Origin of the sequence: Rhodococcus sp. IEGM 1372 (genome assembly GCF_030056835.1) — a bacterium.
Classification (GTDB): Bacteria; Actinomycetota; Actinomycetes; order Mycobacteriales; family Mycobacteriaceae; genus Rhodococcoides.
Map to the genome: position 1 here is coordinate 188,693 of NZ_JASHKS010000001.1, position 25,829 is coordinate 214,521.

At 65.7% G+C, this 25,829-nt stretch carries 21 protein-coding genes; 3 read left to right on the plus strand and 18 right to left on the minus strand.

The genetic code is table 11. The features are described from left to right. Positions 1–227: 227 nt before the first annotated feature. From QM590_RS00915 to ftsY, 4 genes are all read right to left on the minus strand, one after another. Complete coding sequence (locus tag QM590_RS00915; protein ID WP_269593616.1) at positions 228–2,759, minus strand: [protein-PII] uridylyltransferase; 2,532 nt, start codon at positions 2,757–2,759, stop codon at positions 228–230. Beyond that, positions 2,749–3,087, minus strand: coding sequence for a P-II family nitrogen regulator (locus QM590_RS00920; RefSeq protein WP_019664269.1), 339 nt, complete (start codon positions 3,085–3,087; stop codon positions 2,749–2,751). The genes QM590_RS00915 and QM590_RS00920 overlap by 11 nt, the downstream gene beginning before the upstream one ends. A gap of 72 nt (positions 3,088–3,159) precedes the next feature. Further along, the gene (locus tag QM590_RS00925; RefSeq protein WP_269593726.1) at positions 3,160–4,449 is read right to left on the minus strand and encodes an ammonium transporter; all 1,290 of its coding nucleotides are present in this window, start codon (positions 4,447–4,449) and stop codon (positions 3,160–3,162) included. Positions 4,450–4,651: 202 nt separating this feature from the next. Continuing rightward, entirely contained in the window at positions 4,652–6,061 is a 1,410-nt protein-coding gene (ftsY, locus tag QM590_RS00930; protein WP_411567292.1) for a signal recognition particle-docking protein FtsY, read from the minus strand. 104 nt (positions 6,062–6,165) lie between these two features. Here ftsY and QM590_RS00935 point away from each other — a divergent pair, with 104 nt between their 5' ends. After that, positions 6,166–6,798, plus strand: coding sequence for an MSMEG_1061 family FMN-dependent PPOX-type flavoprotein (locus tag QM590_RS00935; RefSeq protein WP_269593614.1), 633 nt, complete (start codon positions 6,166–6,168; stop codon positions 6,796–6,798). A gap of 16 nt (positions 6,799–6,814) precedes the next feature. On the opposite strand, the gene smc is transcribed toward QM590_RS00935, so the two are convergent. The 14 genes from smc to QM590_RS01005 form a co-directional block, all read right to left on the minus strand. Beyond that, complete coding sequence (gene smc / locus QM590_RS00940) at positions 6,815–10,477, minus strand: chromosome segregation protein SMC (RefSeq protein WP_269593613.1); 3,663 nt, start codon at positions 10,475–10,477, stop codon at positions 6,815–6,817. A gap of 60 nt (positions 10,478–10,537) precedes the next feature. Further along, on the minus strand, positions 10,538–10,813 hold the full coding sequence (locus QM590_RS00945; RefSeq protein WP_149405555.1) for an acylphosphatase: 276 nt from the start codon (positions 10,811–10,813) through the stop codon (positions 10,538–10,540). Then, positions 10,810–11,709, minus strand: coding sequence for an SMP-30/gluconolactonase/LRE family protein (locus tag QM590_RS00950; RefSeq protein ID WP_269593612.1), 900 nt, complete (start codon positions 11,707–11,709; stop codon positions 10,810–10,812). The genes QM590_RS00945 and QM590_RS00950 overlap by 4 nt, the downstream gene beginning before the upstream one ends. Beyond that, complete coding sequence (locus tag QM590_RS00955; protein ID WP_269593611.1) at positions 11,709–12,137, minus strand: OsmC family protein; 429 nt, start codon at positions 12,135–12,137, stop codon at positions 11,709–11,711. Before QM590_RS00955 ends, QM590_RS00950 begins: the two co-directional genes overlap by 1 nt. 91 nt (positions 12,138–12,228) lie before the next feature. Next, positions 12,229–13,095, minus strand: a complete 867-nt coding sequence (gene mutM / locus QM590_RS00960) for a bifunctional DNA-formamidopyrimidine glycosylase/DNA-(apurinic or apyrimidinic site) lyase (protein ID WP_243593391.1) — start codon at positions 13,093–13,095, stop codon at positions 12,229–12,231. Continuing rightward, positions 13,095–13,877: a ribonuclease III gene (gene rnc / locus QM590_RS00965; RefSeq protein ID WP_149405658.1), complete on the minus strand. Its 783-nt coding sequence runs from the start codon at positions 13,875–13,877 to the stop codon at positions 13,095–13,097. Before rnc ends, mutM begins: the two co-directional genes overlap by 1 nt. Before the next feature lie 26 nt (positions 13,878–13,903). Beyond that, on the minus strand, positions 13,904–14,086 hold the full coding sequence (gene rpmF, locus QM590_RS00970) for a 50S ribosomal protein L32 (protein WP_032397784.1): 183 nt from the start codon (positions 14,084–14,086) through the stop codon (positions 13,904–13,906). Then, positions 14,087–14,695: a YceD family protein gene (locus QM590_RS00975; protein ID WP_176460482.1), complete on the minus strand. Its 609-nt coding sequence runs from the start codon at positions 14,693–14,695 to the stop codon at positions 14,087–14,089. Positions 14,696–14,786: 91 nt separating this feature from the next. Next, on the minus strand, positions 14,787–15,578 hold the full coding sequence (locus QM590_RS00980; RefSeq protein ID WP_094642222.1) for a DivIVA domain-containing protein: 792 nt from the start codon (positions 15,576–15,578) through the stop codon (positions 14,787–14,789). A 119-nt stretch (positions 15,579–15,697) separates the two neighbouring features. Next, positions 15,698–16,186, minus strand: coding sequence for a pantetheine-phosphate adenylyltransferase (gene coaD, locus QM590_RS00985; RefSeq protein ID WP_094642224.1), 489 nt, complete (start codon positions 16,184–16,186; stop codon positions 15,698–15,700). Positions 16,187–16,222: 36 nt separating this feature from the next. Continuing rightward, the gene (gene rsmD, locus QM590_RS00990; RefSeq protein ID WP_149405552.1) at positions 16,223–16,777 is read right to left on the minus strand and encodes a 16S rRNA (guanine(966)-N(2))-methyltransferase RsmD; all 555 of its coding nucleotides are present in this window, start codon (positions 16,775–16,777) and stop codon (positions 16,223–16,225) included. Further along, positions 16,774–20,190 carry a pyruvate carboxylase gene (locus QM590_RS00995; protein ID WP_068049552.1) on the minus strand — a complete coding sequence of 1,139 codons (3,417 nt, stop codon included), beginning with the start codon at positions 20,188–20,190 and terminating at the stop codon, positions 16,774–16,776. Before QM590_RS00995 ends, rsmD begins: the two co-directional genes overlap by 4 nt. Before the next feature lie 186 nt (positions 20,191–20,376). Then, on the minus strand, positions 20,377–22,653 hold the full coding sequence (gene recG / locus QM590_RS01000) for an ATP-dependent DNA helicase RecG (RefSeq protein ID WP_269593609.1): 2,277 nt from the start codon (positions 22,651–22,653) through the stop codon (positions 20,377–20,379). A gap of 13 nt (positions 22,654–22,666) precedes the next feature. Further along, on the minus strand, positions 22,667–24,346 hold the full coding sequence (locus tag QM590_RS01005) for a DAK2 domain-containing protein (protein WP_269593608.1): 1,680 nt from the start codon (positions 24,344–24,346) through the stop codon (positions 22,667–22,669). 276 nt (positions 24,347–24,622) lie between these two features. On the opposite strand from QM590_RS01005, the gene rpmB reads away from it, so the two are divergent. Beyond that, positions 24,623–24,814 (plus strand): 50S ribosomal protein L28, encoded by a 192-nt coding sequence (gene rpmB / locus QM590_RS01010; protein WP_269593607.1) that lies wholly within the window; start codon positions 24,623–24,625, stop codon positions 24,812–24,814. A 219-nt stretch (positions 24,815–25,033) separates the two neighbouring features. Beyond that, positions 25,034–25,828, plus strand: a complete 795-nt coding sequence (locus QM590_RS01015; RefSeq protein ID WP_269593606.1) for an enoyl-CoA hydratase/isomerase family protein — start codon at positions 25,034–25,036, stop codon at positions 25,826–25,828. The last annotated feature ends 1 nt before the right edge of the window (position 25,829 follow it).

Here is a 25,829-nt window from a genome sequence, read left to right on the forward strand (position 1 = left end):
CGTGGTTCGAGCAGTGTGGAGCCTGCAGGAACGACGTGGTTCGAGCAGTGTGGAGCCTGCAGGAACGACGTGGTTCGAGCAGTGTGGAGGTCGCTCGAACGGTCGAGAGTGTCGTTTCTGCGTCTGGGACGAATGTAACAAATCGGCATCGGCGGCAGGCCCGGTGGCCGGAAGTTCGTGAATAGTCACCAGCGCGAGTCGGTCTGCTCTCGCATTCCGACCCGCGGTCAGGTGCCTTCGGGCTTTTCCGGGGGCTTGGGTGGTTCCGGGGCAGGCACCACCGCGAGGATCGCGCGCTCGAGGTCCTCGCGAACCGCCCTGCTGTCGGCTCCCGCAAGGTCGATGCAGAAGGAGTCGACCACCGAGCTACCCAGGGTCGAGACGCGGGCCCACCGGATGTCCGATCCTTGCTGTTCGATCGCGCTGGCCAGTCGGCAGAGCAGACCGAGCCGGTCCTCTGCTCGTAGCTCGAGCACCACCTGACCCGGTTCGTTGTCGTCGAACCACAGCACCCGAGGCGGGGCTTGGGCGTAGAGAACCGGGACTGCAGAATCCTCGGAATCGTCGTCGACGGTTTCGGCTCTGGCGTCGCGTTCCTTGGCGTCGAGCACGGCGACGAGGTCGAGTTCGCCGGCCTGGGCTCGGATGATTTCCTGCCGCAGGAGACCGGCCTGTGGCGGGGATCCGAAGAGCGGCGCGACGTCGAACGAGTTGATCGCCGATCCCTCGTGACTTCCGAGGGAGGCCGAAAGAACGCGAAGCGAATGCAGTGCGAGAACTCCCGCGGCGTCGGAGAGCAGCCCGGGTGTGTCGGGGGCGATGACGGTGACGACGAAGGTGTGCAGCCCGTCGGTCGGCGCGATGTCGACATGGACGCCTCCCCGCGACGCGAGTTCGACGTGCGCAGGGTCGAGTGGATCCGGAGAGGGCAGACTCTCCCCCGCCATCACCAATCGGCAACGGCGCACGAGCTCGCGGATGAGCGAGGCCTTCCAATCGCCCCACACCCCCGGTCCGGTGGCGAGCGAATCCGCCTCTGCCAGTGCGTGGAGGAGCTCGAGCAGGATGGTGTCGGCACCGAGAGCGTCGACGACGGCTTGCACGGTTGCGGGGTCGTCGAGGTCGCGTCTGGTAGCGGTCTCCGGCAGCAGCAGGTGGTATCTCACCATCGACGTCAGCAGTGCCACGTCGGACGGCCACAGTCCGAGCCTGTTGCCGATCTGGATGGCCAGATCGGCTCCGACGACGCTGTGGTCGCCGCCGCGTCCCTTGCCGATGTCGTGGATCAGCGCGCCGAGCACCAACAGGTCCGGACGCGCAACTCGGGTGGTCAATGCGCTTGCGTAGGCGGCAGTTTCGACCAGGTGCCGATCGACTGTCCACGTGTGCACGGCATCTCGTGGCGGCAGATCGCGGACCGCACCCCATTCCGGAATGAGCCTGCCCCACAGACCGGTTCGATCGAGAGCTTCGATCGCCGCGATGGCTTTGCGACCCGATCCGAGCAACACGAGCAGATCGTTGAGGGCTTCCTTCGGCCAGGGCTCGCGGAGCTCGGGAGCACTGTCGGACAGTCGGTTCAGGGTCGAGGCCGACATCGGCATTCCGGTCTGCGCCGAGGCGGCGGCGACGCGCATGATCAGGCCGGGGTCCTTGTTGGGTCGAGCGTCGCGGGCGAGAACGACTTCGCCGGCATGTTCGACGACCCCCTCGTCGAGGGGCCGCCGGACCGGAACTCGACGGAGGCGTGAAAGACCCTTTCGAGGAAGCGAATTGCCGGCAGTGCGCAGTCCGACGTCGACCGAGTAGCTGATGGTGCGGGCCGAATCACTCAGTACGCGAGCGAGATCGAAGCGGTCACCGATCCGCAGCGCGGCACCGATCTCGTCGGCATCCTGGGCGCGCAGTTGATCCCGTGCCCGACCGGCTACGCGGTGCAGTTCGGTGCGCACGTCCAACAGACGTCCGTGTGCGAAAGCCAAACCGCCACCGGGCGATTCGGGTCCGAGACCGGGCATGCCGTCGGTCAATTGTGCGATGGAGAGGGCGTCGAGCAACTGAACATCACGCAGCCCTCCGCGGCCGCTCTTGAGATCGGGTTCGGCGCGGTGTGCAATCTCACCGCTGCGCGACCACCGCCCGCGGGTCTGCTCGATCAGCTCGTCGAAGCGCCCTCGAATACCGTTGCGCCACTGGCGACGTACGCCGCCGATGAGGAGGTTGCTCAATTCGACGTCGCCGGCGATGTGCCGCGCCTCGAGCATTCCGAGAGATGCCGTCATGTCGGCCGCCGCCACCTGCAGAGCCTGCGGCACCGTTCGCACGCTGTGGTCGAGCTTGATGTGTGCGTCCCACAACGGGTACCAGAGCTTGTCGGCGACATCGGAGACGATGCGTGGTTCGAGATCGTCGTGCAGCAGTATCAGGTCCAGATCCGAGTACGGCAGCAGTTCGCGTCGAGCAAGACCGCCCACGGCGACGATCGCGAAACCGGAGTCCGGTTTGATCCCGAGCTCTGCACCTTTGGTGGTCAGCCAGAACTCGTGGAGATCGACCAGAGCCTGCCGAAGCGAGGGTGCATCGAGTCGACGATTGCGCGTTCCGCCGTCGAGCAATTGTTTTCTGGCCCGAGCGAGATCTGCTGCAGCATCGCTCGTGCCCTTCGATGCGGAGCCCATGGAGACCGAAGGCCCCGATCCTGACGCTTTCGCGCCAGAACCGGGGCCCACGGCCCGAGACCCTTTGGGGTCAGAGTGCATCAGCGCCACGTTCTCCGGTGCGGACTCGGATGACCGAGTCGACCGGGGAAACCCAGACCTTGCCGTCACCGATCTTGCCGGTGCGTGCAGCCTCGACGATGACCTCGACGACCTTCTCCACAGCGGCGTCGTCGACGACTACCTCGACACGGACCTTCGGGACGAAGTCGACGGAGTACTCCGCACCTCGGTACACCTCGGTGTGGCCCTTCTGGCGGCCGTATCCCTGAACTTCACTGACTGTCATTCCGAGTACGCCGGCCTGCTCCAGCCCCGTCTTGACGTCCTCCAGGGTGAACGGTTTGACGATTGCCGTGATCAGCTTCATTTTTGCTTCCCTTCACAAGACCTCGAGTGCCCGTTGTCGTACGGTGCAGCGTTCACGTCTATCTCTACCTTGTCAGGCGAAATCATATGCAGTCTCAGCGTGCTCGGCTTCGTCGATGCCGTTCGCCTCCTCTTCGTCGGAGACGCGCCAGCCGAGGGGCTTGAGCGCGAACGCGACGACCGCGGTGACGATGGCGGTGAAGACCAGCGCGAACAGTGCGATGACGATCTGCACGACGAGCTGCTTGTAGTCGCCGCCGTAGAACAGGCCGGTCTCGGATGCGAGGAAGCCGATTCCGATCGTTCCCCAGAGTCCTGCGACGAGGTGAACGCCCACGACGTCGAGCGAGTCGTCGTAGCCGAATTTGAACTTCAGTCCGACAGCGAGTGCGGAGAGCACACCGGCGATGACGCCGAGGATCATGGCACCGACCGGCGTCAGTGCGCCTGCGGCCGGAGTGATGGCGACCAGACCGGCGACGATGCCCGAGGCAGCGCCGAGGCTGGTGGCATGACCGTCGCGGATACGCTCGGTGATGAGCCAGCCCACGATCGCCGCTGCCGTGGCGGCGGTGGTGTTGACCCAGGCCACGCCGGCGATGCCGTCGGCGGCGAAGGCGGATCCTGCGTTGAATCCGAACCAGCCGAACCACAGCAGTGCTGCGCCGAGCATGACGAACGGAAGGTTGTGCGGGCGGTAGGCGACCTTGCCGAAGCCTGCGCGCTTGCCGATGATGATCGCCAGAATCAGGCCGGCGATACCGGCGTTGATGTGCACGACCGTGCCACCGGCGAAGTCGATCGGAGCGACGTTGGCTACGAGCCCGCCCTCACCGTCGTCGGTAGTTCCGAAGATCATCGCCGCCAGACCGTTCTCGGATCCGGAGAGCAGTCCGCCGCCCCAGACCATGTGGGCCAGCGGGAAGTACGCGAGGGTGACCCAGATGCCGGCGAAGGCGAGCCAGGTGCCGTACTTGACGCGACCGGCGATCGAGCCGCTGATCAGTGCGACCGTGATGATGGCGAAGGTGACCTGGAATGCCACGTCGATGACGTTGGCGTAGCCCCATGCGCCGGCGATGTAGTTACCGTCGGCATCGGTGATCGAATCCTTGAGTCCGAAGAACTCGAACGGGTTGGCGAAGACACCGCCGATGTCCTGGGTTCCGTAGGACATCGACCATCCCCACAGGAAGTAGATGATCGAGACGACGGCCATTGCTCCGAACGACATCATCATCATGTTCAACACGGACTTCGACTGCGACATACCGCCGTAGAAGAACGCCAAGCCCGGCGTCATCAGCAGTACCAGCGATGCTGCCATCAGCATCCACGCGGCGTTGCCGGAGTTGGCCAACATATCCTCGGGACTCACGTACACCCTCCATTCTCCTGCACACCGGTTGGCGCGCCGTTACGCAAGAAGAGTGGTTTCACGAAGTTTCATCCGTGACACTCGGGTGTTTCGGGCATGTGAACGCATGACCGAATTCTGTTGCAAAAAGGTTTCGTGCTGGCGTTTGTGCTTTTGCCCCGGTTCGGGAACTACCCCCGAGTCGAGATCAACCCAGCAACGCGTCGACGAAGGCACCCGGCTCGAACGGTGCCAGATCGTCGGCACCCTCGCCGAGACCGACGAGCTTGACGGGCACTCCGAGTTCACGCTGCACCTGAAAAACGATGCCACCCTTCGCGGTTCCGTCGAGCTTGGTCAGCACGACTCCCGTGATGTTCACGATTTCGGCGAAGACACGGGCCTGCGTCAGTCCGTTCTGGCCCACGGTTGCGTCGAGAACGAGCAGAACGTCGTCCACGTGGGCCCGCTTCTCGACGACTCGCTTGACCTTGCTCAGTTCGTCCATCAGACCCGATTTGGTGTGCAATCGTCCCGCTGTGTCGATCAGAACCACATCGACACCGTTCTCGATCCCCTTGCTCACCGCGTCGAACGCGACAGCGGCCGGATCCGCGGCCTCCTTGCCGCGAACCACCTCTGCACCCACTCGCTCGGCCCAGGTCTGCAGCTGATCGGCCGCAGCTGCGCGGAACGTGTCGGCGGCACCGAGCAACACCCGCCGCCCGTCCGCGACCAGCACGCGAGCCAGTTTGCCGGTAGTCGTGGTCTTGCCGGTTCCGTTGACCCCCACCACCAGCAACACCGCGGGCGCGCCGTCGTGCGGCAGCGCGCGAATCGAACGATCGAACTCGGGGTGCAGCTGCGCCACGAGGATCTCGCGCAGCAGAGCCCTGGCGTCGGCTTCGGTGCGAATACTGCGCGCCGCCATCTGCTCACGCAGCGTCCGCATGATCTCCGCGGTGGTGGCAGAACCTATATCGGCGATCAGGAGGGTGTCCTCGACCTCTTCCCACGAGTCCTCGTCCAGATCGCCGCCGCCGAGAAGGCCGAGCAGGCTCTTGCCAACCGCCGACTGAGATCGTGCCAGCCGGCCACGGAGACGGTCGAGTCGTCCCTCGGTCGGTTCGATGGTGTCCAAGCGGCGAGGCGCGGGAGCAACGGTGTCGGCCACCGACCGCTCGGGCGCAACGGGATCTTCGACGGTGGCATCGGTTGCCGGGGCCTCCGGCTCGGACACCTCCGGTTCGATCCAGACGGTCTCCGATTCGACCGGTTCAGGCGTGGGTACCACCGGCGGCCGCTCGACCGGCGTGGACTCGACGGGGATGTTCTCGACCGGCTTCGGCTCGGCAGGCTTCGGCACGACCGGCTTCGGCTCGGGCTCGGGGGCCTTCGGGGCAACAGGCTCGGCTGTCGCCGTTCCCTGACTGAACGAAAAGCCGCTGCCCGCGGTGTACCCACCGGATTTGTCCTTGGTGGCCGCGCCCTCGATTCGCGCTGCCTCGTCCGACTTGAGGGACACTCTCCGGCGACGGGAGAGAACCAGCCCGACGACGAGGACGACGAGCAGGACGGCAGCGATCGCCGCGACGATGATCCACGCTTGGTTACTCACGTGGAACATCCTCTCAGGCGATCGCGTCCGTTCGTCACCGGTGGTGCACCGACCGTGAAAATGCGCTTCCCGCCCGCAAGTCCGTGTCGATAACATTCACGGTCATGGAGTGGACCACGGTGCGCGACGCCGCCGAACTGACCGAGATGTTCGGAGAGCCGAGCTTCCGAGCCGCCAACAAGGACCGGCGCACGCTGCACCCTCTGGACGTGCAGTGGCTCGCTACCTCACCGTTCTGCCTCATCGGGACCTCGGACGCGAGCGGGCGATGCGACGTTTCGCCCAAGGGTGATCCGCCCGGGAGCCTGGTGCACGTCCTCGACGACGCCACGATCGCTCTCGCCGAACGGCCGGGCAACCGCCGGATGGACGGCTATCGCAACATCGTCGAGAACCCGTTCGTCGGGCTGAACTTCTTCGTCCCCGGTCGCGGTGACACCCTCCGCGTCAACGGTCGCGCTTCCCTGGTCACCGACGCCCCGTTCTTCGACGAACTGCAGGTCAAGGGCCACCGCCCGATCATGTGTCTGGTCGTCGACATCGAGCAGGTGTTCCATCACTGCGCGAAGGCGTTCATGCGGTCAAAGCTGTGGCAGCCCGAGTCCTGGGATGCCGACGCCATCCCCGACGTCGCGACGCTGACGAAAGCGTTGATTCCTCAGGCTCCCGAAACGGTGGAGGAACTGCGGGAGTACTACGGTCCGTCCTACGCCGAACAGCTCTACCCGAAGCAGTAGCCACGGAGGACGCTGCTCAGGAGACGGTGTCGGATTCAGCGACCGCATCCGGCTCGGTCGGGTCCGGCTGTACTGCGTCCACTGCGACGCGTTCTCGGTTCAATCGCTGCGAGATGACCGTGGTGATTCCGTCGCCGCGCATGCTGACGCCGTACAGCGCGTCGGCCACTTCCATCGTCGGTTTCTGGTGCGTGATGACGATCAACTGCGACTTCTCGCGGAGCTGCTCGAACAGTCCGATCAGTCGACGCAGGTTGGTGTCGTCCAGTGCTGCCTCGACCTCGTCCATGACGTAGAACGGTGACGGTCGGGCGCGGAAGATGGCCACCAGCATGGCCACTGCGGTCAGCGATTTCTCGCCACCGGAGAGCAGCGAGAGCCGCTTGACCTTCTTGCCGGGTGGGCGGGCCTCGACCTCGATTCCGGTGGTGAGCATGTCCGACGGGTCGGTCAGGATCAGTCGTCCTTCGCCGCCGGGGAAAAGTTTGGCGAACACCCCGGTGAATTCTCGTTCGACGTCGAGCCAGGCCTCCGTGAAGACCTGCAGAATCCGTTCGTCGACGTCGGCGACCACGCCGAGCAGGTCCTTGCGCGCGGACTTGACGTCTTCGAGCTGGGTGGACAGGAAGTTGTAGCGCTCCTCGAGGGCGGCGAACTCCTCGAGAGCGAGCGGATTCACCTTGCCGAGTGTCGCGAGGTCACGCTCGGCGCGTTTGGCGCGCTGCTCCTGAGTGGCGCGGTCGAACGGCATCGGAGCCGGTGCCACCACCTGCTCGCCCCGCTCCTTGGCCGCCTCGTACTCGGCCATCTCGAGTTCGGTGGGTGGCAGGGCCACATCGGGCCCGTACTCGGCCACCAGATCGTCGAGGCCGATGCCGTGTTGCTCGAGAATCGTCGTCTCGAGTTGTTCGATCCGCAGCGCGGCCTGGGCGCGGGCCACCTCGTCCCGGTGCACGGCGTCGGTGATCGACGCCAGCTGCCCCTGCAGGGCTCGAACCTGCTCCTTGACCTTGTCGAGTTCGATTGTGCGCGTTGCACGTTCGGCAGAAAGCTCGTCTCGCCTACGGGCAGCGGCTGCCACGACCGTGGCCAACCGCGCAGCGACTTCCTCGCCCGATTCTCCGACCGCCGCCGCCACTGCGGCCGCATGCCGACGCGCCGCGCTCTCACGCTCGGCTCGCGCCCTGGCCTCACGCTCGGCTCGCGCCGCCCGTCGAAGCGAATCCGCCTTGCCGCGCACGGACTGTGCGCGCTCTTCGGCGGTCCGCACGTTCAACCGAGCCTCGACCTCGACGGCACGCACTTCGGTCAGTGCCGCTGCCGCCATCTCCCGTTCCATCGTGGTCGCTGCGTCACTGCTCTCGCCGTCTCCCGCGAAACCCGACTGTTCGTCCTCGGCCGTCCGCAGACTTTCCTCGAGCTCGGCCAGCCGCGCAATCGCTTCTTCTCGGCTGGCCTCGGCAGAGCTACGCTGCGTCGTCAATCGCGCCGACTCGGCATGCGCCGAACGCGCCAGTTGACCCAATCGGCCCAACTGCTCGTACACCGCTGCCATGGCAGCATCGGATTCGTTGAGCGCCGCGAGCGCCTGCTCGGCCGATTCGCGCCGGTCCCGTTGTTCGTCCAACGCTCCCGACAGCGCTGCGTCGAGTTCCTCCGCGCGGCGGACTGCCGCCGCCAACTCCACGGTGGACGTGTCGATGGCCGACTGCACCTCGAGGGTGCTCGGACGACGATCCGAGCCGCCGGTGACCCAGCCGGGTTCGACGACGTCGCCGTCCTTGGTGACCGCGCGCAGATCACCGAAACGGGAGACGAGACGGTGTGCAGCGTCGAGCGATTCGACGGCGACCACACCGTCGAGCAGGGCCGCCATGGCTCCGGCCAACCGGTCCGGATACTCGATCAGGTCCAGCACCCATCGAGCGCCGTCCGGCAGTTCCGGACGTGAAAACGACTGCGCTGCAGCGACACTGCCGTGCACGATGGACGCGCGCCCGCCGTCGGCCGCACGCAGCGCCAGCACGGCATCCCGCGCGGCGTCGAACGATTCGGCGTGTGCGGCATCGGCGGCCGGACCCATGGCCACTGCCACCGCGACCTCGTATCCAGGCTCGACCGTGAGATGGCCGGCGAGCAGGCCGGACAGGCCGTCCTGCTGATTCTCCACCAGCCACCCGGCACCGTCCTTGCGTTCGAGGCCCATCGTGAGCGCCTCGATCCTGGCCTCGAACGACGCGACCCTCTTGCCCGCGATGCGTTCTTCTGCCTGCAGCTCCGTCACTCGGGCGTCGGCATGTCGCAGCGCGGCAACGGCGCGTTCGTAATGGGTGTCGAGGCTCAGTTCACTCGCGTCGAGCGTGCCGATCTGATCCTGCACGCTCTCGAACTCACGCTGAGCCGATTCGCCGCGCTCTCGGGCCTCGTCGATGGCCACCGACAAGCGCGCCACCTCCGAGTCGATCGACTCGACCTTGGTTCGGAAGGTGTCGACTCGGCCGGACAGGCGAGCGAACCCTTCGCGCCGGTCGGCCACCGCGCGTACAGCGGCGAGGTGGGCGCGCTCGGCGGCCGCAGCGGCAGCTTCGCGCTCGGCCAGCTGCTCGCGTGCCGCCTCGAGGGTTTCACGTGCCATCTCGACTGCTTCGACGAGTTCCATCTCTTCTTCGGCGACCCGCTCGGCCTGCGCTTCGAGCTCGTCCGGGTCCTGCCCTCGACCGGTGGATCGAACGGCGTCGAGATGCCGAGCCCGTTCGTGTGCGATGCGCACCGTCGCGTTGACGCGCTCGGCCAGGGCCGACAGGCGGAACCAGGTCTGCCCGGCCGCTTCGGCACTGGGGGTCAGCCGGGCGACGGCCTGCTCGTGTTCGCCGAGTGCCACCGAGCCGGCTTCGAGGGCGTCCTGCACCATCGCGTATTGCTCGCGGGCCGCTTCCTCGTCCTGGGTCTGGTTCGCGAATTCCTCGCGCCTGGCCACCAGATCGTCGGCCACCAGTCGCAATCGGGCATCGCGTAGGTCGGCCTGGACGGTCTGCGCGCGGCGCGCAACCTCGGCCTGCCTGCCGAGAGGCTTGAGTTGGCGGCGCAATTCGGTCGTCAGGTCGGTCAACCGCGCCAGGTTGGCCTGCATCGCGTCGAGCTTGCGGACGGCCTTTTCCTTGCGCTTGCGGTGCTTGAGTACCCCGGCTGCTTCCTCGATGAAGGCTCGCCGGTCCTCGGGCCGCGATTCCAGGATCGCTGCGAGCCGACCCTGCCCCACGATCACGTGCATCTCGCGGCCGATACCGGAGTCGCTGAGCAGTTCCTGGACGTCCATCAAACGGCACGAACTGCCGTTGATCTCGTACTCGCCCGCGCCGTCGCGGAACATACGCCGAGTGATGGAGACCTCGGAGTAATCGATCGGAAGTGCGCCATCGGAATTGTCGATCGTCAGAGTGACCTCTGCGCGGCCCAGCGGGGCCCGCCCCGAGGTGCCCGCGAAGATGACATCTTCCATCTTCCCGCCGCGCAACGCCTTGGCACCCTGTTCACCCATCACCCAGGTCAGGGCATCCACGACATTGGATTTACCCGAGCCGTTGGGGCCGACGACACAGGTGATTCCCGGCTCGAAACGCAGAGTCGTCGCCGAAGCAAAGGACTTGAAGCCCTTCAGCGTCAGACTCTTGAGATACATAGCGTCCGTACTTTACCGGTAGTACGCAGCGATGTGCGCCGAGCCGTCCGCAACGGGCGATCAGCGTTCGACGAAGCCCGTCAGATCCCCGCGGGCGGTGTCCCAACTCTCCACGACGAGCGTGACCGTGCCCGGCGTCCGATCGCCTCGGAGCAAGGCCAGCAGTGCCTCGAGACGCTCACGTGGGCCCTCCGCTATCACCAGGACCCGTCCGTCCGCGTGGTTGGTCGCGTGACCGACCAGTCCGAGTTCGAGGGCGCGCGAGCGCGTCCACCACCGGAACCCGACGCCCTGAACGAGCCCGTGCACCCACGCCGTCAGCCGTTCTTCGCTCACGAGCGAGCCAACTTTCGGACGGTTCCGTCGAAACTGGTGGCGTACAAAGCCGTCTCGTCGAATCCGACCCCGCCGAAGGCTACCGACGAGGTCAGCGGAACACCGGTGGCTATCACGCAGGACGCTCCGGATTCGGGATCGATACGAACTACCCTGCCGGCGAGATTCTGTGCGAGATAGACCGTTCCGTCGTCGCCGACGGTCAGGTCGTCCGACATCGTGAGCGGTCCGACGCCGTCGATGCGAATGCGCTCGGAGGGTCCGGACGGATTGTTCTCGTCGAGCACGGTGAGCGTCGTCTCGAGATCGAACGTGTTGGCCACGTACAACTTTCCGCCGCCGATGCCGATTCCGTTGGCCGTTCCCACGTCCGTACGTACCGTCGACACGGTGCGATCGGTCGCGATCCGGGTCAGTCCTGCGGCAGCACCCAGGTTCCGGGTGGTGAACAGATCGCCGGCCTCCGACCGCGCCAGCCCGTTGGGCATCGCCAGACCCGACGCGTACGTCGACCGAACCCCGGTACCGAGATCGATCGTGTCGACGGTGCCGGTTCGCGTATCGAAAAGCCCTGCTGCAGCGCTGTTTCCGGTCGTGAAATAGAGCGTGTCACCGTCGGTGACCAGTCCACCCGGCGAATCGACGTCGGCAACGAGTGTGCCCCGGTCACCGTTCGGAGCCACGGTACGCAGAGCGTCGGGTCCAATGGGAGAGATCTCGGAGACGATCATCGAACCGCGGCCGTCGAACTCCAGATTCTCGAGCATCCCGAATCCCGACGCCACCGTGCTCACCGACCACGGACTGCAGGTGCTCGACGCCTCCGCGGTGGGAGCCAAAGCGGTCGCCGCGCCGAGGAGCAGACCCGTGACGACCACGGCTGCTCTGGCTTTCATCAGGCGTCCACGTCGATGTCCAGGGTGACAGTCGTGCCGGCCTTCAGGGTTCGGCCTACCGTGCACACCTTGTCGATGGCGCGCTGGACGACCGTGAGCAGACGCTCCTGTGCCTCGGGGTCCATTTCGCTGAGGTCGACCCGAAGAATTTCGTTCAGTTCCGGGTACAGCTCGTTCTCCCGATCTGCGGTACCCGACACCTCGACGGTGGCGGAGTAGTCGTCTCCCAGTCGACGCGAAAGCGGTAGGTCCGAGCTCATCCCGGTGCACGCTGCGAGGGCGATCTTGAGCAGCTCGCCGGGGGTGAAGACGCCGTCGACCGACTCGGACCCGATGAGCACTTCGGCTCCTCGGGAGCTGCGGCCGGTGTAACGACGTGTGCCTGTGCGCTCGACCCAGAGGTTGGTCGGCGTGCTCTGTTCTGCCATGACCGAAATACTAGGCGGGCGGTTCAGGAGTGGAGCCTGCGGAACGACCCGTGCGCACAGGAGTGGAGCCTGCGGAACAATTTGTTCTCTGTCAGCCGCGCACGTGTCGGGGTCGCGGCTGACACGTGGGGCAGCTGAACGACGAGCGGTTCATGAACTTCTCGCGTCTGATCGGGGCTCCGCATCGCGAGCAGGGCAGGCCCTCCTGCCCGTAAGCGTCGAGGGATCGATCGAAGTAGCCGGATTGACCGTTGACGTTCACGTACAGCGCGTCGAACGACGTTCCGCCCTGCGCCAGGGCCTCGCCCATCACCGCGTGCACCGCGGTGAGAAGGCGCCGCAGCGCCGGCCGTGTCAGAGTCTCCGCGATTCGATTGCCGTGGATCTTCGCACGCCACAACGCCTCGTCGGCATAGATGTTGCCAACGCCCGACAGCACGGTCTGATCGAGCAGTGCCCGCTTGATCTCGGTGTGTTTGCCGCGCAACACGTTCACCACCGATTCGGCGTCGAACAGTGGATCGATCGGGTCGCGGGCAATGTGTGCGACCGGTTCGGGTACCTCTGTGCCGTCCACGGTGACGATCGGGGCGAGTGCCCAGCCGCCGAACGTGCGCTGATCCACGAAGCGCAGATCGGTGCCGTCGTCGAGTCGAGCACGAATCCGCAGGTGCTTCTCGTCCGGGGCGGACGGCGGCTGCACCAGCATCTGGCCGCTCATACCCAGATGCACGACGGTCGCGAAATCGCCGGGTTCCATCACCAGCCAGAGGTATTTTCCGCGCCGTCGAGCGGAGGAGATGCGTTGACCGCGCAACTGGCCGATCAGATCGAGACCACCGAGATCGTGACGCCGCACAGCGCGGGGGTGCAAGACCTCCACCGATCGCACCGTCCTACCGACGACATGAGATTCCAGACCGAGTCTGACGACCTCGACCTCGGGCAGTTCCGGCATCAGGAAGGGTCTGGGGCCGACTCGGCTGGAATCGCAGTGTCGTTGTCCGACAACGCATTCCACGCCAGACTGGCAGCCTTCTGTTCGGCTTCCTTCTTCGATCGGCCGATACCGACGCCGCGGGGGAATCCACCGACCAGCACCGTCGCGGTGAATTCCTTGTCGTGATCGGGCCCGGTGGACGAGATTTCGTACGCGGGAACGCCGAGTGCACGTTCGGCGGTCAATTCCTGCAGGCTCGTCTTCCAATCCAGTCCTGCACCGAGCTTGGGAGCCCGATCGAGGAGGCCTGCGAACAACGTCAAAACGACGGTGCGCGCAACGTCGATGCCGTGCTGCAGGTGGATTGCACCGAGCAACGACTCCATGCCGTCGGCAAGGATGCTCGGCTTGTCGCGTCCACCGGTCTGCTCCTCACCTTTGCCCAACAGCAGGTGGCGACCCAGGCCGCCGTCGCCGAGTCCACGCGCGACCTCGGCCAGGGCATGCATGTTGACCACGCTCGCCCTGATCTTGGCCAATTGACCTTCGGACTTCGCGGGGTGCACCGCGTAGAGATGCTCGGTCACAGCAAGACCGAGGACGGAGTCCCCCAGGAACTCGAGACGCTCGTTGGTGGGCAGACCACCGTGCTCGTACGCGAACGATCGGTGCGTCAGAGCCAAAGTCAACAACGGTTCCGACAGAGAGACACCGATAGCGGCGAGGAGCGACTCTCGGTCGTCCCCGCCGCTGGCGGCAGTGGAGCTATTCTTCTGTGAACCGCTGTTGTGCCGATCCACTACTTCGTGTGTCACGTAAGCGGAGATCAGACCGCTGCGACGACCTGGCGGCCCTTGTAGGTGCCGCACGAGGGGCACGCGATGTGGGGCAGAGTCTTCTCGCCACAACCGCGGTTGGGGCACGTCACGAGGGTGGGCGCAGTGGTTTTCCACTGTGCACGACGCGACCTCGTGTTGGAACGCGACATTTTGCGCTTCGGGACAGCCACTTACTTCTCCTCGGCTTCGTTGTTCACAAGTTCTGTGCTCGGTTCTGGATCCACGCCAAATTTGGCTGCAAGACCAGCCCAGCGAGGATCAATTGTATCGTGAGAGTGGCCGGATTCAGCAATCGCCAGGCGAACGCCGCATTCTGGGCACAATCCCTCGCACTCGTCACTGCAGACGGGGTGGAGTGGAAGCTCCAGACCGACCGCGTCGACGATGACGGGTTCGAGGTCTATCAGGTCGTCGGCGATGCGGTGAATCTCGTCCGCATCGGTGGTCTCCTCGGTGATGCTGTTCGGGTAAGCGAACAACTCGGTCAGGTAGACGTCGACGTTGCCACTGACCGGGTCGAGGCACCGTGTGCACTCTCCGGCCGTGGCTGCTCGTACGGAGCCGGTGACGAGAACGCCCTCCGAGACCGCCTGCAACTGCAGATCGAGCGAGACCGGTACACCGGCTTCGATGGCAATGGCATCGAGGCCGATTCGGGAAGGAGCCGGAACCGTCCGCTCGATGGCCTTCGTCGACCCGGGTCGACGACCGAGGTTGAGAATGTCCAGAACGAATCCGTCGTCCAATTCCGGACGGGTCGTTCTCTTGGGCGGGGGCACGGCTGATCTTCCTTACTGTCGGTATGCCTACTGTCGGTAAGCAACCCCACAACGATACGCATACACGCATACGAGGGCAAATTGCTGCCGTTCAGTGGCGGCTGCGACGCCCCTGCTCCGGGCTTCCGTACGCCGATTCACCGTACGGCTCGCTGCCGTATTCCGGTACACCCGAGCCGGTTCGCAGTTGCTGACGCCCACGGCCGACCGAACGGATGGTGCCGCTGAGGAACTCCTCGAACTCTGCCAGTTTGGTGTCGACGTAGACGTCGCACTCGCTGCGCATCCGATCCGATTCGGCGTGCGCGCTGTCGATCACGCGAGCCGACTCGGCGTGGGCCGCCTGAACGACCTCGGTTTCCGACACGAGACGGTTCTGTTCGGCGGTGCCGTCTGCGACCGACCGCTCGTACGACGCCGTACCGGACTCGATCATCCGATCGGCTTCGGTGCGGGCGCGAACGGTCAGTGCCTCGTACTCACGCTGGCCTTCCAGCACCGTGCGCTCTGCTTCTGCCTCGGCATCGGCCACGAGCTGGTCGGCGTGCGCCGACGCCTCGGACACCATGCGATCCGCCTGAGCCTTGGCGTCGGCAAGAATGCGATCGGCCGAATCCCTGGCGTTCTCGACGGTGTCCTGGGCCTCGGCATTGGCGGTGCTCACCGTCTTCTCTGCAGTGGCCCTGGCATCGCCGACGAGCTTGTCGCGATGATCCAGTACGTCCTGGGCGTCGTCCAGCTCGCCGGGGATGGCGTCTCGGACGTCGTCGAGCAGTTCCAGGACGTCGCCGCGAGGGACGACACACCCGGCAGTCATCGGAACGCCGCGCGCCTCCTCGACAATGGCGACGAGCTCGTCGAGCGCCTCGAATACGCGGTACACCGGTTACCCCAATCGTCGAATCTGCCACTGCGCGGTCTTCACTCGCAGTGCTGCGCTACCCAGTCTGCCCGCCGACGCGCGCGTCTGCGCTATACCGGCCCGGTGTGTCGCTCCTCGAACTAGTCTGCCGCCCGCTCGGCGATACGGGCCAGCAGTCGGTCCTGAACGAACGGCGGCAGCATGCCGGTGACGTCTCCCCCGAAGGTCGCGACCTCCTTGATCAACGAACTCGACAGGAAGCTGTGCGCAGGATTCGCCGGAAGAAACAGCGTGTCCACACCGGTCAACGTTCTGTTCATCTGCGCCATCTGCAACTCGTAATCGAAGTCGTTGGCACTGCGCAGACCTTTGACTATCGCCGAAAAGCCTTCTTGCCGAGCATAATCGACCAACAAGCCGTACCACGAACCGATTCTGACGTTGGGCAGATGCTCCGTGGCGACCTCGAGCATCTCGATCCGCTCGTCGATGCTGAACATGCCCTTCTTGCTCTTGTTCACCATCACCGTGACCACCACCTCGTCGAAGGCGGCGGCTGCGCGCTCGAAGATGTCGAGGTGACCGTTGGTCACCGGGTCGAAGGATCCAGGGCAGAGTGCGCCAGTCATGCCCGCGAACCTATCAGCCGATCCCGGGCTCACCCGTCACGCGCGTGCCGCGATCTCGATTCGACTCTCGCCGTACTTCTTCGACTTCTCCGGAACGAGTCCGGTCGGCCATCGGGTCTCCGGCGACCGCGACGAGCGCTCGAGGACGACGACCGCGTCGGGGGTGAGCCATCCCCCGGTGACGAGCCTGTCCAGCAGACCGGCGACGGCAGTGTCGGTGACGGCATACGGCGGGTCGGCCAACACCAGGTCGTACGCCGCATCCGCTGTCCCGGCCAGTACCGAGGCCACCGGGGCACACCGGACCGACGCACCGGGCAGACCCACGGATTCGATGTTCTTTCGCACCACCGCTGCCGCTCGGGCGTCCGACTCGACCAACACCGCCGACGACGCGCCACGCGAGAGTGCCTCGAGCCCCAGTGCCCCCGATCCCGCGAACAGATCCAGCACCGCGGCACCACCCAGTTCCATCCGACTCTCCAGAGAGCTGAACAGCGCCTCGCGCACACGCTCGGAGGTGGGGCGGGTGCCCTGGCCGGGTACCGACAATCGGCGACCGCCCGCGACACCCGCCACGATCCGCGTCATTCGCTGCCGGCCTCTTCGCCCGTCGACCCCCCACCGATGACGACGAGCAGATCGCCGCCCTCCACCTGCTGCACGCCCGAGATCGCCAGACGGGTCACGGTGCCGCCGCGAGGTGCGGTGATCGCGGCCTCCATCTTCATGGCCTCGATCGTGGCGACGGTGTCACCGGCCGAGATCTTCTGTCCCTCTTCGACGGAGAGCGTCACGACACCGGCGAACGGTGCCGGGATATGACCGGAATTCGATCGGTCTGCCTTCTCGACAGTGGGTGCCTCACTCGAGATGGACCGGTCACGCACCGAGACAGGACGCAACTGTCCGTTGAGAATGCACATCACGGTACGCATACCGCGCTCGTCGGGGTCGGAGATCGCCTCGAGACCGATGAGCAGTTCGACGCCCTTCTCCAGTGCCACGCGATGCTCCTCGCCCTGCCGCAGGCCGTAGAAGAACTGATTGGCCGACAGCCGCGTCGTATCGCCGTACTTCTCGCGATGAGCAGCGAGTTCGGCTGTGGGACCGGGGAACAGCAGACGGTTGAGAGTCTCGCGGCGCTGAGCCGACGTTCCGTCGAGGCTCTTCTCGTCCTCCTCGGTGAGTGGTGTCACCGGCTTGCCCTCACCGCGCCCCTCCAGCGCCTTCGTCCGCAACGGTTCCGGCCATCCGCCCGCGGGCGTACCCAGATCACCGCGCAGGAAGCCGATCACCGAATCGGGGATGTCGTAACGACCGGGGTTCTCGGCGAACTCCTCGGCGGACGCGCCTGCACCGACCAGAGCCAGAGCCAGGTCGCCGACGACCTTCGAGCTCGGGGTCACCTTGGTCAGGCGGCCCAACATACGGTCGGCTGCAGCGTAATTGGCCTCGACGGTCTCGAACCGATCACCGAGCCCGAGCGAAATCGCCTGCTGCCGTAGATTCGAGAGCTGTCCACCGGGAATCTCGTGGGTGTAGACGCGACCCGTCGGTGCAGGCAGCCCGGACTCGAACGGCGCGTACACCTTTCGCACGGCTTCCCAGTACGGCTCCAGGTCGCAGACGGCCTGCAGATTCAGACCGGTGTCGCGCTCGGTGTGTGCCGCCGCCGCAACGATCGCAGACAACGCGGGCTGGCTGGTGGTGCCTGCCATCGCCGCACTGGCACCGTCGACGGCGTCCGCCCCGGCCTCCCAAGCCGCAAGGTACGTCGCGAGCTGCCCACCGGGGGTGTCGTGCGTGTGGACGTGCACGGGTAGATCGAAATTCGAGCGCAGCGCCGTCACCAGGGTCTTGGCTGCAGGTGCGCGAAGCAGTCCTGCCATGTCCTTGATCGCGAGCACGTGCGCGCCCGCGTCGACGATCTGCTCGGCCAACTTCAGGTAGTAGTCGAGGGTGTAGAGGTTCTCGTTCGGGTTCGACAGATCACCGGTGTAGCTCAGTGCGACCTCGGCGAGCGCCGTGCCGGTCTCGCGCACGGCATCGATGGCCGGACGCATCTGATCGACGTTGTTGAGCGCGTCGAAGATTCGGAAGATGTCGATGCCGGTGTCGGTGGCCTCTGCAACGAAGCTGCGGGTCACCTTCTCCGGATACGGGGTGTAGCCGACGGTGTTCCTGCCGCGCAGCAACATCTGAATTGCGATGTTGGGCACGGCCTCTCGCAGGCTCGCCAGTCGCTCCCACGGATCCTCGTGCAGGAATCGCAGTGCCACGTCGTAGGTGGCACCGCCCCACGCCTCGATCGAGAGCAACTGCGGCGTCGTGCGCGCCACGTACGGGGCGACGCCGAGCAGTCCGCTCGTCCGCACTCGCGTCGCCAGCAACGACTGATGTGCGTCACGGAACGTGGTGTCGGTGACGCCGAGAGCCTTCTGGTTCCGCAGATCGCGAGCGAAGCCCTCGGGTCCGAGCGCCAGCAGACGCTGCCTCGAACCGTCGGGAATCGGTGCCGAGAAGTCGACCGGGGGAAGCTTGTCGTGCGGGTACACCGGAGACGGACGCTCGCCGTGCGGCTTGTTGACCGTCACATCGGCAAGGTAGGCGAGGATCTTCGTGCCGCGGTCGCCCGAGGATCGCGAGGTGAGCAGTTCGGGGCGCTCCTCGATGAACGAGGTGGTGACGCGACCGGCCGTGAAGTCGGGATCGACCAGAACCGCTTGCAGGAACGGAATGTTCGTGGCCACACCGCGAATCCTGAACTCCGCCAACGCTCGTCGAGCACGGGCCACAGCGGTGTCGAAATCACGGCCGCGGCAGGTGAGCTTGACGAGCATGGAGTCGAAATAGGCCCCGACCTCGGCACCCAACGTGGTTCCGCCGTCGAGACGTACTCCGGCACCGCCCGGCGTGCGGTATGCCGTGATGCGCCCGACGTCCGGACGGAATCCGTTCGCCGGATCCTCGGTGGTGATGCGGCACTGCAGCGCCGCACCGCGCAGCACGATGTTCTCCTGCTGCAGACCCAGATCCGCGAGCGTCTCTCCCGAGGCGATCCGCAGCTGGGACTGCACCAGATCCACATCGGTCACCTCTTCGGTGACGGTGTGCTCCACCTGGATTCGAGGGTTCATCTCGATGAAGACGTGATTGCCGCGGGTGTCGAGCAGGAACTCGACGGTACCGGCACACGAGTACTCGATCTGCTTCGCGAACGCCACGGCATCGGCGCAGATCTTCTCTCGCAATCCTTCGGGCAGATTGGGAGCCGGAGCGAGCTCGATGACCTTCTGATGCCGACGCTGCACACTGCAGTCGCGCTCGAACAGGTGCACCACGTTGCCCTGGCCGTCGGCGAGGATCTGAACCTCGATGTGCCGAGGATCGATCACGGCCTGTTCGAGGAACACCGTCGGATCACCGAAGGCCGATTCCGCCTCGCGCGCAGCAGCTTCGATGGATTCGCGTAGCTGCTCGGGCTCGGCCACCCGGCGCATCCCGCGACCGCCACCACCGGCGACCGCCTTGACGAACAACGGGAACGTCATGGTCTCGGACGCCGCGACCAGCTCGTCCACGTCGGACGACGGTTCCGACGACGCCAGCACCGGCAGTCCTGCGGCTTTGGCTGCCGCGATGGCCCGCGCCTTGTTGCCGGTCAGTTCGAGCACGTCGGCGGACGGGCCGACGAAGGTGATGCCGGCCTCGGCGCACGCTGCGGCCAGATCCGGGTTCTCGGAAAGGAATCCGTACCCGGGGTAGACCGCGTCCGCACCGCTGCGCTTGGCAGCGGCGACGATCTCGTCGACCGAGAGATACGCGCGAACGGGATGACCCTTCTCCCCGATCTGATACGCCTCGTCGGCCTTCGTCCGGTGCACCGAGTTCCGGTCCTCGAACGGGAACACCGCAACGGTCGAGGCCCCGAGTTCGTAGGAGGCGCGGAAGGCGCGGATGGCGATTTCGCCGCGGTTGGCAACCAAAACTTTGGAGAACATTGGCTCAACTTACCCGGCAGAGTGAGCCACCGAGGTGTACTGATCTCACCATTCGAGACGAATTGCTCGAATCGGCCGACTGAAACGGTGCAGTGCACGACGGCCGTTCCTGATCGTTCCCGGCCGTTCCTGCGGGCTCCACTCCTGACTTCCCCGGTCGTTCCTGCAGGCTCCACTCCTGCCCCGTCAGGACTTCTGCAGGTAGTCGACTCGATCCGATCTCCAGGCCGACCGCATCATCGACGCGATGCCGGGATCGTTCGCCAGCGACGGGTCCCGCGCGAACAGCGATCGTGCGCAGTCCTGCGCGTCGGCGATGATGTCCTCGTCGTCGATGAACGAGAGCAGTCGCAACCCGCTGACCGTGCCCGACTGTGCGGCACCGAGAACGTCGCCCTCGCGACGAGTGGCCAGATCCAGCTTGGCCAACTCGAAGCCGTCGTTGGTCGCTGCCACCGCCTCGAGCCGGGCGAAGGAGCCGCCCGCGGGGCTGAGATAGCTGATCATGATGCACAGGCCCTGGTGCCCGCCTCGGCCGATTCGGCCTCGCAACTGATGCAGTTGGCTCACGCCGAATCGGTCCGCGTCCATGATGACCAAGACCGTGGCATTGGGAACGTCCACTCCCACTTCGACCACCGTGGTGCAGACCAGGACGTCGATCTCGCCGGAGTTGAACTCGGACATGGTGATGTCCTTGTCGTCCCCCGACAATCGTCCGTGCAGCAGCCCCACGCGCAGATCGTGCATCGGTCCGGTGGAGAGGGTCTCGTACAGGTCCACCGCTGCAGTCGTCTCGGGGCCGTCCTCCGCGCTCGCGCTCTTCTTCTTCGCAGCGCTCTTCTTCCCGGTCTCGGTGTCCTCGTCGTCGCCGATGCGGGAGCACACCACGTACGCCTGCCGACCTGCTGCCACTTCCTCGCGAATACGCTGCCACGCTCGATCGACCCAGCCCGGTTTGCTCCGGGCGGGCACCACGTTGCTGACGATGGGCGATCTGCCGCGGGGCAGTTCGGTGAGCACCGACGTCTCGAGGTCGCCGAGGGTCGACATCGCGATGGTGCGTGGGATAGGGGTGGCGGTCATCACAAGCAAGTGCGGACTGGTGTTGTCGCGAGCCTTCGCGCGCAACGCATCTCGTTGCTCGACGCCGAACCTGTGCTGCTCGTCGACGACGACCATCGCGAGATCGAGGAACTCCACTCGGTCCTCGATCAGGGCGTGGGTACCGATCACGATGCCTGCATCACCGGTGACCGCATCGAGCAACGCGGACCGCTTGGCCGCAGTGGACATCGAGCCGGTCAACAAGGCGACCTTGGTAGCCAGCTCGTGCGATCCGAGTTCCCCACCGGCTGCGAGGCTTCCGAGCATCGAGCGAATCGAGCGCGCATGTTGGGAGGCGAGCACCTCCGTCGGTGCCAGCAACGCGCACTGGTGTCCAGCGTCGATGACCTGCAGCATCGCCCGCAACGCGACGATCGTCTTACCGGAGCCGACCTCACCCTGCAGCAGCCGCGACATCGGATGTGGTGCCGACAGATCGTGGGCGATCTCGGCCGCGACCTGGTGCTGACCGGCCGTCAACTCGAACGGCAGACGCCGATCGAACTCCGCCGCGATACCGTCGGTGATCGGTGGGCATCGCGCTGCCACCCGGGTGGATGCGTCGCGTCGGCGGTCGGCGAGAACGAGTTGAACGGCGAGCGCCTCGTCGAACTTGAGCCGCTCGCGCGCGGAGTCCTTGTCCTGTGCGGTGTCCGGGAAATGGATCGACCGCAGTGCGGTGTCGATGTCGACGAGACCGCGCTGCGCACGTACCGACTCGGGCAGCGGATCGACCACTGCGTCGAGTTGGTCGAGTACCTGCCGCACGCAGCGCATGAACGTCCAGCTCTCGACGTCCTTCGCGGCCGGGTAGATGGGCACGAATGCTCGATCGAACACCGACATGTCGACCGCTCCGGAGGAATCGACCGAGCCACGAGCGAGTCCGGCCAGGGTGCCGCCGCCGACGATTCGACCTGCGGGCACGACGGCACCGTCGTTGTCGTCGCCACCGAGAATCACGTAGCTGGGGTGCGTGAGATTCCACCGCTTGCCGAAATACTTGACCTTGCCGGAGAACATCCCGCGTCGACCCGGCACCACCACATGCTTGAGCTTGTGCGGACTGAAGAAGGTGGCTTCGATGCGCTGTCCGTCGGCGGCGAGTGTCACCGCGAGGAACTGGCCGTTGCGGTTCTTCATCGACCGCAACGTCGCGGACTCGACCGTCGCGACGATGGTGATGTGCTCGCCCTCGGGCGGCTCCTTCTCTCCCAGCTCCGAACCGTGCGTCATGTAGCGGTGCGGATAGTGCCGGAGCAGATCCTCGACGGTGTGAATACCGAAGACGTCGGCCAGCGGCGTCGCCGCCGCGGCTCCGAGGACGTGATCGAGCCGGTCCACCAACGTTGCCATTGTCCGAGATTCCCTATTCCACTCCGAATTGCACGAGATCCCCCGGCTGCCCACCTGTATAGACCACCACGTCGACTCCGGGGTGTGCGCCCGCCACGTATTCGGCCAACTGATCGCCGAAATCCTCCGACGCCTCGGCACCGACGAGCACTGTCACCATCTCCCCGCCCGTCGCAAGGAGCTGATCGATCAACCGACACCCCGCATCGAGCGGACGAGCGGCGACGATCACCACTTCCTGCCCCGCGAGCCCGATGCAGTCGCCCGGCTCACACGTGCCGACCCACGTCAGCGATCGCTCCCGCGCGATACGCAGAGATCCCCATCTCGTGCCCGCCGCCGCCTCGGACATCGTGAATGCATCGTCGACCGCAGCCCTGGCTGCATCGTGCACCGCGAGCGCGGCCAAACCCTGCACCATGGCCGAGCACGGCAACATCACCACGTCTTTGCCGTCCGCTCGGGCAGCTGCGCCGACGGCAACCAGTTCCTGCGCGGACAACGCGCCGTTCGGCAACACCAACACCTCGCGGTGCTTCATCCCAACGATCGCACGATGCAGCACCGAGGAGTCGATCGCCTCGTCGCACCGCACCACCGTCGCGCCTTCCTGAACGTGGAGATCCGCGGCACCCTCACCGGCCACCAGCGCCAAAATATCGCGACCCACCGACAACGCTGCTTCGTCGTGCGCTCGGGGGCTCACCGCCCCGTCGAACTCGGCGAATCCGAAACACGAGATGCGCACTCCGCGAACATCTCCGGCTGCGATGCCGAGATCGACGGCACTGCCGGGATCGGTGGTGTGCACATGTGCGGACCATGCCCCGGAACCGTCACCGGCGACCACGACAGAATCTCCGATGTCGGCCAGATCCCGTCGAAGTTCCATCGCCCTCGCGTCGTTCGGGCCGTGCACGACGTAGACCACCTCGTACCCGAGAGGGCGACTCGACCCGTGCCCCGACACACTCTCGGGTGCACCGCCGCACTCCGACGACACGTTCGACGCACCGGTCACCGCCCGGCGTTCGTGCTCAAGTGGACGACGGTAACGCCGGCGCGGCGGGGTGCGGCCGATCACCACCTCCACGAGGGCATCCATGATCACCGAGACACCGAGAGCGCCTGCGTCCACCACTCCCGCCTCGCGGAGTTCGGCGAGTTGATCGGTCGTGCTGTCGACAGCCCGAGCGGTGGCCTCGGCTATGTCGACCACCAGCGTCGAGAGGCCGACGTTGGCGTCGTGGGCGGAGGCCTCCCGATCGGCGGCGTCCAGAACGGTGAGCATCGTGCCCTCGACGGGAACGCTCACTGCGGCTGCGACCAGGACTTTCGCGCGTCGCAACATCGCCTGGATCGACACCGTGTCGAGCGGGCCGTCCGCTGAGGCCTCGGCAACAGCGCGCAACAACTGCGACACGATCACTCCCGAGTTGCCCCGCGCGCCCGCGACCGCCCCCACGGCCAGTGCACGCCCGATGGCGCGGGCGTCCGCAGTGGGCCCGGCTGCGCGCATCGACTCCACCGCGGCACGGAAGGTGAACATGAGATTGGTGCCGGTGTCCGAGTCGGGGATGGGGAACACGTTGAGTGCATCGATCTCGTCGCACCGCGCGGTCAAGGAATCGACACAGCGGTAGGCCCACCGTCGTAGGGCCGCCGCATCGATCGATTCGAGAACGTCGACCACGTCGAGCAGCCTCCCCCCGCGTCACATCCGCTACCTGGTCCGAACTCCCTCGCGGACAGTGCCCGAAGCTTAGTCGGGCATGATCGGTGGCGCGCCGTCCGTGAGCCCTCACGCAGCGTCTGCCGTGGCGGTTTGGTGATTGCGGGCCGCGCCGCTATTCTTGCAGGGTTGCCTCGAGGCGATCTTCACGCATTGCAATCCTTGCATCTGCTCGTAGTTCGTTTCGATGTCTTCGACCACATGTATCGATCAACATCTATCAAGGAGTTCGCGACTATGGCTGCCGTCTGCGACGTATGCGCCAAGGGGCCCGGCTTCGGTAAGTCGGTCTCGCACTCGCACCGACGGACCAACCGTCGTTGGAACCCGAATATCCAGACCGTTCACGCTCAGGTTGCGCCTGGTAACTCCAAGCGCATGGACGTGTGCACCTCCTGCTTGAAGGCAGGCAAGGTGGTCCGGGGCTGATTTCGGCCTCGCTCTTCGATTTCCTCCACGGCCTCGACTGCGTGCGAACGACTGTGCCCCGCCTCCGATTTTCGGAGGCGGGGCACAGTCGTTCGTGCATCCGGACCGTTCCGTTCCGTTCTGCTACACAGCCGGTAAGTGCCGGAAGCGGGATCGTGCATCCGTACCGAGGCACCGCGGCCCCACGACGGAATCACGACGTCGGTTAGAGTCCGGAACGTGACTTATTCGGACGCCGACATTTCCAGCAAGGTCCGCATCGAGGACGGTGTACTTCGCATCGTCGTCGCCACCGACGCCGGAGGTGCGTCGCTCGATCTGGAGGGTATCGCCGACGGCACCGCGGCTCTGCGCTCCGCCAACGACGGCACCACCGCGATCGGAAGCGTCCTGCTCATCGGTCGAGGGCCGAATTTCTGCGCAGGTGGCAATGTTCGCGACTTCGCCGGTGCGGCCGATCGCGGTGCCTTCGTGGGTTCTGTCGCCGACACGTTCCACGCCTTCGTTCGTGAATTGGCCGCCGTCACCGTCCCGGTCGTGGCCGGTGTGCACGGTTGGGCTGCCGGTGCAGGAATGAGCCTGGTCTGCCTCACCGACATCGCCATCGGCGGGCCCTCGACCAAGCTTCGCCCCGCGTATCCCTCGATCGGTTTCACTCCGGACGGTGGCATGTCGTGGACACTCCCCCGAATAGTCGGCTCGGGCCGCGCGATGGACATTCTGCTCAACGACTCGATCATCAACGGAGAGGAGGCCGTTCGTCTCGGGATTCTCAGCCGCCTGGTGGGCGACGACATCGTCGACAGCGAGGCCGAGCGCCTGGCGCGAACCCTTGCCGTCGGGCCGACATCGGCGTATCAGGGAGTCAAGACTCTGCTGCGGGCCGCCGAATCGGTCACGCTGACACAGCAGTTGGACGCCGAAGCCTCCTCGATCTCCGCAGCCGCGTCGTCACCTGCCGGACGTGAAGGCGTCGACGCGTTCGTCGAGAAGCGTCGGCCCGACTTCTCCTGAT